Annotated in this window: 14 protein-coding genes; 13 read left to right on the plus strand and 1 reads right to left on the minus strand. The window is 44.1% G+C overall.

Going from position 1 to position 13,057, the window contains the following annotated elements; genetic code table 11:
• The first annotated feature begins 77 nt into the window (after nt 1-77).
• From lptE to N5E84_RS08385, 12 genes are all read left to right on the plus strand, one after another.
• Entirely contained in the window at nt 78-704 is a 627-nt protein-coding gene (lptE, locus tag N5E84_RS08330) for an LPS assembly lipoprotein LptE (protein WP_019282597.1), read from the plus strand.
• Nucleotides 705-713: 9 nt separating this feature from the next.
• Complete coding sequence (gene holA, locus N5E84_RS08335; RefSeq protein ID WP_069211920.1) at nt 714-1,739, plus strand: DNA polymerase III subunit delta; 1,026 nt, start codon at nt 714-716, stop codon at nt 1,737-1,739.
• A gap of 62 nt (nt 1,740-1,801) precedes the next feature.
• Nucleotides 1,802-2,119 (plus strand): ribosome silencing factor, encoded by a 318-nt coding sequence (rsfS, locus tag N5E84_RS08340; protein ID WP_019282596.1) that lies wholly within the window; start codon nt 1,802-1,804, stop codon nt 2,117-2,119.
• Nucleotides 2,120-2,122: 3 nt separating this feature from the next.
• Nucleotides 2,123-2,593, plus strand: a complete 471-nt coding sequence (gene rlmH / locus N5E84_RS08345; protein ID WP_013857336.1) for a 23S rRNA (pseudouridine(1915)-N(3))-methyltransferase RlmH — start codon at nt 2,123-2,125, stop codon at nt 2,591-2,593.
• 6 nt (nt 2,594-2,599) lie between these two features.
• On the plus strand, nt 2,600-4,480 hold the full coding sequence (gene mrdA, locus N5E84_RS08350) for a penicillin-binding protein 2 (protein WP_019282595.1): 1,881 nt from the start codon (nt 2,600-2,602) through the stop codon (nt 4,478-4,480).
• A complete protein-coding gene (gene rodA, locus N5E84_RS08355) occupies nt 4,480-5,601 on the plus strand; it encodes a rod shape-determining protein RodA (protein ID WP_013857338.1) in 1,122 nt (373 codons plus the stop codon). Before mrdA ends, rodA begins: the two co-directional genes overlap by 1 nt.
• A 2-nt stretch (nt 5,602-5,603) precedes the next feature.
• Nucleotides 5,604-6,386 (plus strand): septal ring lytic transglycosylase RlpA family protein, encoded by a 783-nt coding sequence (locus tag N5E84_RS08360; protein ID WP_019282594.1) that lies wholly within the window; start codon nt 5,604-5,606, stop codon nt 6,384-6,386.
• Nucleotides 6,387-6,478: 92 nt separating this feature from the next.
• Nucleotides 6,479-7,657, plus strand: a complete 1,179-nt coding sequence (locus tag N5E84_RS08365) for a serine hydrolase (protein ID WP_017045828.1) — start codon at nt 6,479-6,481, stop codon at nt 7,655-7,657.
• Between the two features lie 119 nt (nt 7,658-7,776).
• The gene (gene ybeD / locus N5E84_RS08370; RefSeq protein ID WP_010317329.1) at nt 7,777-8,055 is read left to right on the plus strand and encodes a DUF493 family protein YbeD; all 279 of its coding nucleotides are present in this window, start codon (nt 7,777-7,779) and stop codon (nt 8,053-8,055) included.
• Nucleotides 8,056-8,268: 213 nt separating this feature from the next.
• Nucleotides 8,269-8,922 carry a lipoyl(octanoyl) transferase LipB gene (gene lipB, locus N5E84_RS08375; protein ID WP_013857342.1) on the plus strand — a complete coding sequence of 218 codons (654 nt, stop codon included), beginning with the start codon at nt 8,269-8,271 and terminating at the stop codon, nt 8,920-8,922.
• A gap of 5 nt (nt 8,923-8,927) precedes the next feature.
• Entirely contained in the window at nt 8,928-9,896 is a 969-nt protein-coding gene (gene lipA, locus N5E84_RS08380) for a lipoyl synthase (RefSeq protein ID WP_013857343.1), read from the plus strand.
• Nucleotides 9,897-10,042: 146 nt separating this feature from the next.
• Nucleotides 10,043-10,369 carry a hypothetical protein gene (locus tag N5E84_RS08385; protein ID WP_013857344.1) on the plus strand — a complete coding sequence of 109 codons (327 nt, stop codon included), beginning with the start codon at nt 10,043-10,045 and terminating at the stop codon, nt 10,367-10,369.
• Nucleotides 10,370-10,488: 119 nt separating this feature from the next.
• Here N5E84_RS08385 and glyA read toward each other — a convergent pair whose 3' ends face one another.
• Complete coding sequence (gene glyA / locus N5E84_RS08390; RefSeq protein ID WP_019282593.1) at nt 10,489-11,739, minus strand: serine hydroxymethyltransferase; 1,251 nt, start codon at nt 11,737-11,739, stop codon at nt 10,489-10,491.
• Between the two features lie 346 nt (nt 11,740-12,085).
• Between glyA and N5E84_RS08395 the strand changes: the two genes are divergently transcribed.
• Nucleotides 12,086-12,685, plus strand: coding sequence for a YitT family protein (locus N5E84_RS08395; RefSeq protein WP_017045830.1), 600 nt, complete (start codon nt 12,086-12,088; stop codon nt 12,683-12,685).
• Nucleotides 12,686-13,057 lie beyond the last annotated feature (372 nt).

Consider the following 13,057-nt stretch of genomic DNA (forward strand, 5'->3'; position numbering starts at 1 on the left):
ATTTATCTTAGCGTTCTTACCCACAGAGCTATAGAGCGCTAAGATAAGTCACCTAAATATATGAGAACTTAACCCCAATGCGCCAAATTTCGTCTTACTCTCTGAAATTATCGTTAATTGTTATTATGAGCAGCCTACTCTCCGCTTGCGGCTTTCATCTGCGTGGTGATTACTCCGTTCCTGAAGAGCTCAATCGTGTCTCTGTCACCAGCTACGATCAATACAGTACCTTCACTCGCATGGTAAAAAATCAATTACGAATGAGTGACATTGAAATTGTTCCCCCTGCCGAAACGATGCCAAACATCTATCTCATAGGCGAGAGTGTTGGTGAACGGACGCTTTCGCTTTATCAAAATACTCGTGCTGCTGAATTGGAATTGACGTTCAACGCCTCCTATAGCGTCACCCTACCTGAAGTGGGGATAAAAACGTTTTCAACCAGTGTGACTCGTAGCTATCTTGATAACCCATTGACTGCTCTCGCTAAATCGGTAGAGCGAGACATGATTGAAGATGAGATGCGCAAACTAGCCGCAACTCAAATTTTACGCCAAATGGCACGTCTAAAAGCCGATATTGCAGCGAATGAACATCAACTTGAACAACAAGAAAATGAACAGCAGCGAACAGACCAGCAGGCCTATGAGATAAACACCGTGGAAAGTGAACCGTCACAATTCACGGCTCCTGCGACAAACTAAAGGCGAGTAATGAGAATATTTGCTGACAAGCTGGCCGATCACTTAAACAAGCCCTTGATGGGGCTTTACTTACTGTTTGGCAACGAACCGCTATTGCTGCAAGAATCACGCGTGGCGATAGAGAAAAAAGCCTTAGAACAAGGATTTGAAGAACGCCATCGTTTCAGTGCTGATGCCCATTTAAACTGGGATCAAGTCTATGACTGCTGCCAAGCTTTAAGTTTATTTTCCAGCAAAAAAATCATTGAAATTGAATTACCTGAAACTGGTGCAAATGCGGCAACAGCAAAAGAGCTCGTCGCCCTAGGTCAATCGCTTCATCCTGACGTACTACTTGTGATCATCGGTGAGAAATTGACCAAAGCACAAGAAAGCACTAAATGGTTTAAGACACTCTCAAGCCTAGGATGTTGGGTGAGTTGCTTAACCCCGGACATCAGCAAACTGCCACAATTTGTCATGATGCGCTGCCGCACATTGGGGCTAAAACCTGATCAAGAAGCAGTGCAGATGCTGGCGCAATGGCATGAAGGCAATCTGTTCGCACTATCTCAAAGCTTAGAAAAACTCGCGCTACTCTATCCAGATGGCTTACTGACGCTGATCCGCTTAGAAGAGTCATTAAGCCGACATAACCACTTCACTGTCTTTCACTGGGTCGATGCGCTGCTCGAAGGGCAAGCGAATCGGTCACAACGTATTTTACGCCAGCTCATTACCGAAGGCACTGAGCCTGTGATTCTGATACGTAGCCTACAAAAAGAGCTGCTACTGCTGCTGCAAATGCATCAAGATTTAACCCAGATGCCGATTGGCTCAATCTTTGATAAGTACCGAATTTGGCAATCCAAGCGACCTTGGTACGCGGCAAGCTTAAAAAGACTATCGAGAGATAAACTCAAACAGCTGATTGCATTACTCACCCAAGCCGAAAGAGTAACTAAAACTCAGTATGAAACCTCAACTTGGCCAATATTGCAGCAAACCAGTGTTGAATTTTGCTTGCCACAGTCCGTTGTATCAAAGTTGGCTTGAAGGCGTGTTATACTCCGCGCCATTTTGTCAGTAACCAGACCAATTTTTAAAGGAGATGACGCTTGCAACACCACGAATTGAAAGACTTTCTTGCCGATAAAGCCGACGATATGAAAGCCATTGATATCAAAACCTTAGATGTTAAGGGAAAATCTAGCATCACCGATTACATGATCATTTGCACAGGCACATCAAAACGACATGTAACCTCGATTGCCGAACATGTCGCAACTGAAGTCAAAAAAGTGGGCATGGAACCACTGGGTATGGATGGCGAAAGTGAAGGTGAATGGGTCGTGCTAGACATGGGCAGCAGCATGTTGCATGTTATGCAAGAAGAGCACCGTGATCTGTACCAGCTTGAAAAACTTTGGAGTTAAGTTTTGAAAATTCAGTTGATTGCCGTTGGTACCAAAATGCCGAAATGGGTAGAAGAAGGCTTTCAAGAGTACCGCCGACGTTTTCCACACGATATGCCGCTTGAATTAGTGGAGATACAAGCGGGCAAACGTGGCAAAAATGCGGATATTGCAAGAATTTTGCAAAAAGAAGGCGAAGCTATGCTCGCGGCCGTGCCAAAAAGCAATCGAATTGTTACTCTCGATATTCCAGGTAAGCGTTGGGATACCGAACAACTAGCGGAACAACTTGAAAGTTGGAAGCTCGATGCCCGTGATGTATCAATTTTAATTGGTGGCCCTGAAGGGCTTTCTCCTGCATGCAAAGCCGCCGCAGAGCAGAGCTGGTCGCTTTCGCCGTTGACACTTCCTCACCCTTTGGTTCGAGTGGTCATGGCAGAGAGTTTGTACCGCGCTTGGAGTATTACGGCTAATCACCCTTATCACCGAGAATAACTATTCATGTTACGTAAGCGTAGCCAAATTCGTGACTACCAATCAGAAGCTCGGCTGTTTCGCAACCGAGCAATTGTCTCTTTTATTGCGATCATCATGCTGGTGGGCGTTCTGCTTACCAATTTGTACCATATTCAAATTAACCAATATCAAGATTACAAAACGCGATCCAACGATAACCGAATCAAAATCGTCCCGATTGCGCCTAATCGAGGGTTAATTTATGACCGCAATGGTGTGCTACTAGCGGAAAACCGCCCAGTATTCAACTTAGAGATCACACCTGAGCAAGTGCGCGATATGGATGATACGATCACGCGCTTACAGCAATACCTGACCATCTCACCAGAAAAAATTGCCACCTTTGAAAAAGAGCGTCGTCAGACACGCCGGTTTAATTCAGTGCCGCTTTTGACACAGTTAACACCGGAAGAAGTGGCTATTTTTTCGGTCAATCAGCACAAGTTTCCCGGTGTATCAGTAAGCGCAAGCTTAAAGCGCTACTACCCCTATGGTGAAGTTCTCACTCATGTTATCGGTTATGTATCCAGAATCAATGACCGAGATATGGAACGTCTAGAACGCGAAGAGCGCTCAGCCAATTACCAAGCCACTCGTGATATTGGCAAACTGGGGATTGAACGCTTTTATGAGGATGTGCTGCACGGCACGGCTGGCTACCAAGAAGTTGAGGTCAATAGCCGAGGACGCATCATTCGCACCTTAAAATACGTCCCTCCCGTGGCAGGGAAAGACATTGTATTAAGCTTGGACATTGATCTGCAGCTTTATGTGCACAAGTTGTTGGATGGCCGTCGAGGTTCAATTGTGGTGCTCGATCCAAAAGATAACGGTGTCCTTACCATGGCATCAAGTCCAAGCTACGATCCAAACCCATTCGTACATGGTATTTCTAGCGCCGCCTACAACGAACTTCTCAATGACCCAGACCGCCCGTTAGTCAATCGAGCGACACTTGGTATTTACCCTCCCGGCTCAACGATTAAACCTTTTATTGCCGTCGCTGCACTTCAAGAAGGGGTTATAACCCCAACAACAACACGTAATGATCCTGGTTATTGGGTGATACCAAACTCCAAAACGCGGCCCTTCCGAGACTGGTTGCGCTGGGGGCATGGTCGAGTGGACATTAATAAGGCGCTCGAAGAGTCTGTCGATACCTTCTTTTACCAAATCGCCTACGACTTGGGTATTGATCGTCTCTCTAGTTGGATGATGAAATTTGGCTTTGGTGACTATACAGGTTTAGACATTTATGAAGAAGGCAAAGCGAACATGCCAACGCGTGAATGGAAAATGGCACGTCACCGAACCCCTTGGTATCAAGGTGATACGATTCCGGTCGGCATTGGCCAAGGGTATTGGACATCAACACCGATGCAAATTGCCAAAGCGACTTCCGTGCTGGTTAATCACGGCAAAGTGATTGCGCCGCATTTATTGCGTTCGACGCTCAAAAATGGTGAAGAGTTTAGCAGGCAAGAGCTTTCAGAATTAGAAACTTCGCCACCGATCGAAGGGGTGCAGAAACGCTATTGGGACATCGCAATCAATGGCATGCGTCTTGTAAACCACGGCAAAAAAGGAACCGCACGGCGTTCATTTACCAATATGAAATATGTCAGCGCTGGAAAATCTGGAACTGCGCAAGTGTTTGGCTTGGCAGAAAACCAAGTGTATAAGGCCGATGAATTAGCCGAACACCTCCGTGACCATGCCCTATTCACAGGCTTTGCACCTGTAGATGACCCGCAGCTTATTGTCACTCTGGTACTCGAAAACGCAGGGGGAGGTTCTGGCAATGGTGGACCCGTTGTTAGGAAAATATTTGACCGCGCCATTCTAGGTAAAGAGGCTGAAAAATAATGGAACTGGATCCTTCAACAGGACAAAATCGAGCGCTTTTTGAGCGCTTGCACATCGACTTGCCATTACTGCTGGGTATTTTGTTATTGATGGGGTTTGGGCTGGTCGTGATGTACAGCGCCAGCGGTCAGAGCTTAACTATGATGGATCGCCAAGCCATGCGCATGGTACTGGCTCTTGGTGTGATGATCTTTCTTGCTCAAATTTCCCCAAGAACTTATGAGTCTCTTGCACCCTTTATGTTTTTCTGTGGCGTACTGCTGTTGCTCGGCGTGCTGTTTTTTGGCGAATCGTCCAAGGGAGCTCAGCGCTGGTTAAATTTAGGCTTTGTTCGTTTTCAGCCCTCAGAATTGCTTAAACTCGCAGTGCCTCTCATGGTCGCTCGCTACATAGGGAAACGTTCTCTTCCACCCACCTTTAAAACCCTAGTCGTTTCGCTGTTAATGGTGTTTATCCCTACCGTGCTAATCGCGAAGCAGCCCGATCTTGGCACTTCAATATTGATTGCAGCCTCCGGCATTTTTGTCATTTTCTTATCTGGAATAAGCTGGCGAATCATTTTTTCTGCCGCCGTGGCTTTGGGTGGCTTCATACCTGTGCTTTGGTTCTTTCTGATGCGTGAATATCAAAAAACCCGAGTCAGAACACTTTTCAATCCGGAATCCGATCCACTCGGTGCAGGTTATCATATCATTCAGAGTAAAATAGCCATTGGGTCTGGTGGGTTGTCAGGAAAAGGATGGCTACACGGCACACAGTCGCAACTTGAATTCTTACCTGAGCGGCACACCGACTTCATTTTTGCCGTCATTGCTGAAGAGTGGGGCATGATTGGCATCTTGTGTTTACTCGCTATTTATCTCTTTATCATCGGACGTGGTCTATACCTCGCGAGCAACGCACAAACGGCTTTCGGCCGAATGATGGCTGGAAGTATTGTACTCAGCTTCTTTGTTTACGTTTTTGTAAATATAGGTATGGTCAGTGGTATTTTACCCGTGGTTGGTGTTCCCTTGGCTCTCATCAGCTATGGTGGCACATCCATGGTCACTCTCATGGCTGGCTTTGGCATACTGATGTCTATCCACACTCACCGAAAAGCATTTTCTAAGGCAACCTAAGCATGAGAAACTCCCTATTTATCTTTATATTAACGAGTCTATTTCTCATCGGTTGTAGCTCTTCAAGCCGCTATTCAATAACAGACGACGTGGCCCCTAACACGCCACTCGCGGTTGAGCATATTGAAGATGCACATCCGCAATACGAACCCTATAGTTTGGGCGGCAACAAGAATTACACTTTGAGAGGCATAAACTACACCATTGTCAAAGAGGCCAAAGGATTTACAGAGAAAGGCCAAGCCTCGTGGTATGGAAAAAAGTTTCATGGACATCTGACATCCAACGGTGAAATCTACGACATGTATTCGATGACGGCCGCCCATAAAACGTTGCCGTTACCCAGCTACGTTAAAGTAACGAATTTAGATAACAAAAAAACCGCGATCGTTCGGGTAAACGATCGTGGTCCCTTTCATGAGGGACGAATTATTGATTTAAGTTACGCTGCCGCTTACAAATTGGGTGTAGTTCAAACCGGGACTGCGAATGTGGCTATCGAAGTCATCACCATCGATAAACCCATCACGACGTCACCACAGAAAAAGAAGGTTCAATATCTCATCCAAGTTGCCTCTGCAAAATCAGAGCAAAGAATACGAACTTTATCCGAACAATTGAGTCAAACATTGACGGTTGAAAGCTTTGTAGACAGTGTGAATGGCAGTCATCGCGTATTTTTAGGGCCATTTAATGACGATGCCCTGACTCAACAAACGCTAGAAAAAGTTAAATTACTCGGTTACGAGACCGCCTTCATCAAAGCGCAACCCGTCACTCAGTGACTTATCAAATCCAGTGATCTTGATTCAAGCTCTGGTTTGATAGGTCGTTTCTGTTAAGATATGGACAGTTAATAAGATAATTTGCATTCCTCATGAAAAAACACACATTCTTAAAACCGATTCTAGCGTCTTCTATTGCGCTTTCTGCAACCTTTACTAGCTCAGTATTTTCTGCGCCTATCGTGATACCTGATGCTCCTCAGATTGCCGCTAAAGGCTATGTGTTGATGGACTACCATTCAGGTAAAGTGCTGGCAGAAAAAGAGATGAACACCAAACTTTCACCTGCAAGTTTGACGAAAATGATGACCAGCTACGTGATTGGCCAAGAACTTAAACGTGGCAATATCTCTCCACAAGATAAAGTGGTGGTCAGTAAAAATGCGTGGGCTAAAAACTTCCCTGACTCTTCTAAAATGTTTATTGAAGTCGGCACTACAGTTACCGTAGAAGAACTGAACAAAGGTATCATCATTCAGTCTGGTAATGACGCTTGCGTGGCGATGGCTGAACACATTGCTGGCTCAGAAGACGCTTTTGTTGACCTAATGAATGCGTGGGCAAGTTCACTAAAAATGAGCAATACGCACTTTGCTAACGTACACGGTCTAGATAACCCAAATCTCTATTCAACTCCATATGACATGGCGCTACTAGGTCAAGCGTTGATTCGTGATGTACCAAACGAGTACCGTATTTATTCAGAGCAGAAATATACCTATAACGGGATTACCCAGTACAACCGAAATGGTTTGCTGTGGGATAAAAGTATGAACGTAGATGGTATTAAAACCGGTCATACGAGTAATGCTGGGTACAGTTTAGTTAGCTCTGCAACGGAAGGGAAAATGCGCCTCGTTGCTGTGGTTATGGGGACCAAAGATGAAAATGCTCGTAAATCAGAAAGTAAAAAACTTCTGAGCTATGGCTTTAGATTCTTCGAAACCGTTGCGCCACACAAAGCAGGTGAAACATTCGTCGAAGAAAAAATCTGGATGGGTGACAAAGATAAAGTGGCGCTTGGTGTCAATGAAGATACTTACGTTACACTGCCTCGCGGTCAAGCGAAAGATCTCAGCGCAAGCTTTGTTCTTGAAAAAGAGCTCAGAGCGCCAATAAGCCAAGGTGATGTGGTCGGTAAGCTTTACTACCAGCTTGATGGCAAAGACGTGGCTGAATACCCTCTTTTGGCATTAGAAAATGTTGATGAAGGCAGCATATTTAGCCGTCTTTGGGACTACATTATATTGCTTTTCAAAGGGTTATTCTGATATCCCTTGTAGAAGATAAAACAAAGCCGCCTTACCGCGGCTTTGTGATTATTGAGTTCCATCAACATTCGCTGTAGTATTCGCCACCGCTAATCGAATTATCAACGGGAGTTTCCATTATGCTGACTATCAACTCTGATGCAAAACTCAAAGACTTACTCGAGTTTCCTTGTTCATTTACCTACAAGGTGATGGGCCACGCAAAGCCCGAACTTCCAGAGAAGGTTCTTGAAGTTATCCAACGTCACGCTCCAGGTGATTACAGCCCACGAGTTAAACCCAGTGCAAAAGGGACTTATCACTCCTTATCGATTAACATTACCGCCACCTCTATCGAGCAAGTTGAAATACTGTACAAAGAGCTAGGCGAGATCGATATCGTACGTATGGTTCTGTAGCCCAAAAACCGTGATTGAGATGCCTAGCCTCTCATTTTTTGATTTATTCAATTTTTTTTGAAAGCAGCTTAGGCTGCTTTTTTAATATAAATCATATAGCTAGCATATACCCCATCACACTAAGGACAAATTTATCGTCCTCATTAGTAGTCCATTCGCTGGAAGAAGTTTATAATCCAAAAACTTTATTTATACGGTAGATGAGTCACGCTGATGTTAAATTCGCTTGTTGTAAAACGTCTGGGTCGCCAAGAATACCTTCCTGTATGGGAAGCTATGCATGAATTTACCGATACAAGAACCGAAAGCACACCGGATCAGATTTGGCTTGTCGAACATCAACCAGTTTTTACCCAAGGCCAAGCAGGTAAAGCTGAGCATCTTCTCAATACTGGCGATATTCCAGTGGTACAAAGTGACCGAGGCGGCCAAGTTACCTACCATGGTCCAGGCCAACTGGTGGCTTATTTCTTGATCGATTTGCGCCGCAAAAAATTAGGTGTAAGAGAGTTAGTGACCAAAATTGAACAGATCGTGATCAATACCTTGCAAGCATACCGTATTGACTCAGCCGCAAGACCAGATGCCCCTGGTGTCTATGTCAAAGGGAAAAAAATCTGCTCTCTTGGGTTACGGATCCGTAAAGGTTGTTCGTTTCATGGTTTAGCGCTAAACGTCAACATGGATCTCTCCCCTTTCCTACGCATTAACCCTTGTGGCTATCAGGGTTTAGAAATGGCCCAAGTCAGTGAACTGGGCGGCCCGACAGAACTACAAACCGTAGAAAAACAACTTATAATAGAACTCGTTAACATATTGGCTTACGAGCAAGTAGAATTCAGCACAGAAGCACCTCTTCAAAGGTAAAAAGCATGAGCAAACCGATCCAAATGGAAAAAGGCGTTAAATACCGCGACGCTGATAAGATGGCATTAATTCCTGTAAAAAATATGCCAGCCGCCGAACAAAAAGAAGTTTTGCGTAAGCCCGAGTGGATGAAAATTAAGCTGCCGAGTGATAGCCAACGCATCCAAGAGATCAAATCGGCAATGCGTAAAAATAATCTCCATTCGGTGTGTGAAGAAGCGTCTTGCCCTAACCTAGCAGAATGCTTTAACCACGGAACCGCCACCTTTATGATTTTAGGCGCCATCTGTACAAGACGGTGCCCATTTTGTGACGTTGCTCATGGACGGCCAAATGCCCCAGAGACAAACGAACCACAAAAACTGGCGCAAACCATTAAGGATATGAAGTTGAAATACGTGGTTATCACCTCAGTTGACCGTGATGACCTACGTGATGGTGGTGCCCAACATTTTGCCGACTGTAACCGTGAAATTCGAGCATTAAACCCAGAGATCCGTATCGAAACGTTAGTACCGGATTTTCGTGGCCGTATGGATATCGCCCTTGAACTACTCAAAGATAACCCACCGGATGTATTTAACCACAACTTAGAAACCGCACCACGTCTATATCGTAAGGCGCGTCCTGGGGCAAACTATAAATGGTCACTGGAACTGTTGAAGAAATTCAAGCAACAACATCCAAGTATCCCTACCAAATCAGGCATCATGATGGGGCTTGGTGAAACAAAAGAAGAGATAGTGGAAGTATTGAAAGATCTTCGCGCTCACGACGTCACAATGCTGACTCTTGGTCAATATTTAGCACCGAGTCGCCATCACCTGCCAGTTGAACGCTACGTTCCACCGTCTGAATTTGACGAACTAAAAGAGATCGCACTAGAGCTTGGATTTACTCACGCCGCCTGTGGCCCGTTCGTACGTTCCTCCTATCATGCGGATATGCAAGCCAAAGGGCTAGAAGTGAAATAACCACACAGCACAAGTTCAATCAAGCCGATGTTCACTCATCGGTTTTTGAGACTCTGCTCGGTTAATGATTGAAGCTTGAATATTGATTCTATGTTCTATAGGCTAACGACATAGAAAATAGATAACAAAGCTAGGGATTTATTAATATGAAAACGATCAGTACATTAGCACTTGTTACAGCCACTTTAATGGCCGGTTGTGCATCTAATACTCAGCAAGATAACTATCGTGAAGCCTCCTTTGAGCTTTGTAATACTGAAGTCAACATTTACTCTGTGAGTGATGATGGCCGCGTTCGTATTGTCTGCGCTGACGGCTCTAAGTTTGCCTTAAATAGCGAAAAGACACTTGATACTATGCGCAATATTAATATTGAGTATTGTGATGGTGAAGGTTTAGGCAAATTTAACGAGAGCACTAAATATTACTCTTTTCAATGTAAGTCAGGCACATTGCTCAGCATTGCAAAATAATTCTGCAGAGCACATTCAACAGCAAGAGACCACTCTTCTTATTGGTGCTCAATAAAATAAATAATGATCAAATAAAAAAGCTCCTGAATATTAGGAGCTTTATTTTATTGTGCGTAAAACTACGCGTATACAGGCAAACGCTTACAAATTTCTAACACTTTTGCCTTCGTTGCTTGAATAACAGATTCATCACCCATGTTGTCCAAAATATCACACATCCATCCAGCTAGTGCTTTCGCATCAGCTTCAGTAAAACCACGGCGAGTAATTGATGGAGAACCCACGCGGATGCCAGAGGTGACAAATGGGCTACGCGGATCGTTCGGTACAGAGTTTTTGTTCACTGTAATGTTAGCCGCACCCAATGCCGCATCAGCATCTTTACCTGTAATATTTTTATCGATCAAATCGACAAGGAACAGGTGATTTTCTGTGGAACCTGAAACAATGTTGTAACCACGAGCCAAAAACTCGGCCACCATCGCTTTCGCATTGGCGACTACGCGTTTTTGATACTCTTTGAACTCTGGTTCTAGAGCTTCTTTGAACGCGACCGCTTTACCTGCGATAACGTGCATTAAAGGACCACCTTGACCACCAGGGAATACGGCTGAGTTAAGCTTCTTATATAAGTCTTCACCTGCATTCGAAAGAATAAGACCACCACGAGGACCTGCCAGTGTTTTGTGGGTAGTGGTCGTCACTACGTGGGCATGAGGAACTGGGTTAGGGTAAACACCCGCCGCAATCAAACCAGCTACATGCGCCATATCAACGAACAAGTAAGCGCCCACTTTATCAGCAATTTCACGCATTCTTTTCCAGTCGCAAACTTGTGAATAAGCAGAGAAGCCACCGATGATCATTTTTGGCTGATGCTCAACCGCTAATGCTTCCATCTCTTCGTAGTTAATTTGACCTTTTGCATCAATGCCATAAGGAATGATGTTGTACAGCTTACCAGAAAAGTTGACAGGAGAACCGTGAGTCAAATGGCCACCGTGTGCCAAGCTCATTCCTAATACGGTATCACCTGCGTTAAGCAAAGCCATATAAACCGCGTTGTTTGCTTGTGAGCCTGAATGCGGCTGCACGTTCGCATAGTCTGCACCAAACAGTTCACACGCACGTTCAATCGCCAGTGTTTCTACTTTATCGACAAACTCACAACCACCGTAATAGCGTTTACCTGGGTAACCTTCAGCGTATTTATTGGTGAGCTGTGAACCTTGCGCTTCCATTACACGTGTGCTTGTGTAGTTTTCTGAAGCGATAAGTTCAATGTGTTCTTCCTGACGAAGAGTCTCTTCTTGAATAGCTGCGAACAGGTCCGCATCGTAATCTGCGATGTTCATATCACGCTTAAGCATCTGTATCTCCTGACTCAGATTTTACTGAAAGTTTCAAAAAAACCACACAACGACTAAAAGCAAACGTTTTCGTCACCATAATATGGCGCACATTCTACATAATTTGATCTGGGTCATAAAGAACAAATTACAGAAATTATCATGCAGTTTTTTCATAATGGATAGTGAGGTAACTCATGCTAAACAGTAAGTTGGATAATGATGAGTTAGTATGTCAACCATTCTGCTTTACACCTTGTAAAGCTGCAATTACATAGGTTTACCTCAATTTTCACTCTCTATCTACCGAAAATATTACTTTTTCTTTACTATGCTCGCCATTCTTAGCTATTAAAGTTATTTATCGATGCGAACACACACACGTAAAGAAGATTGGGTTGCCATTTTAACGGGAACCTTTTTGGTCGCACAAGGCGTCTTCTTTCTCCAGTCCGCTCATTTACTAACAGGTGGAACCGCTGGTTTAGCACTGCTGATCAGCCAGTTAGTCCCAGCCTCATTTGGTAGCATTTATTTTTTGGCTAACACCCCTTTTTACATTTTGGCTTGGAAACGATTTGGTCATCGCTTTGCCATCAACAGCGCGCTATCCGGCGCATTAGTCTCTATTTTTGCGGACCATCTTTATTTGGTAATTTCTTTGGAAATGGTCAATGAAATTTACTGCGCCATTGCCGGGGGATTATTAATGGGTCTTGGCATGTTAATTCTCTTTCGTCACCGTTCCAGCTTGGGTGGCTTTAATGTCTTGTGTTTGTTTATTCAAGATAAATTTGGGATCCCTGTTGGCAAAAGTCAGTTGATTATAGATTGCTCAATTTTAGCTGCTTCTGCCTTTTTTGTTTCGTTTTCCATTGCCACACTGTCTGTGCTCGGGGCTGTCTCACTTAACCTTGTATTAGCAATGAATCATAAACCCACACGATATAGCGTGACTTACCCTTAAGCTGTCGCAATACCCATAAGATTACGAAGAGATAAAAACACAACCAAATTTAGCCTTAATTCTTACACCGTAAATGCCCCCCATTATTTTTATTTAAACATTAGCTGGCTCTTATATAGAGGATCTCTAACAAGGTGACCACATTAAGCTAATGCAGTAATAGCAAGTGATTACATCACCTTATCCGACTCTCGGTACTCCATCTCAAATTGAAAAACCCAAAATACAGTCACCCATTCCATATATCACACATCGCGTCTTATTTTTGATGCACCTGATCAGTTGAAGTCGTCGGAGCTTAATATGAGAATGCACTGCTAAAAAATAATTATTATTCGTTACCTTAATAATTGAGCGGTTAGGAGCTTCTAC

The organism is Vibrio sp. J502, from assembly GCF_025397955.1.
Lineage (GTDB): Bacteria > Pseudomonadota > Gammaproteobacteria > Enterobacterales > Vibrionaceae > Vibrio > Vibrio anguillarum.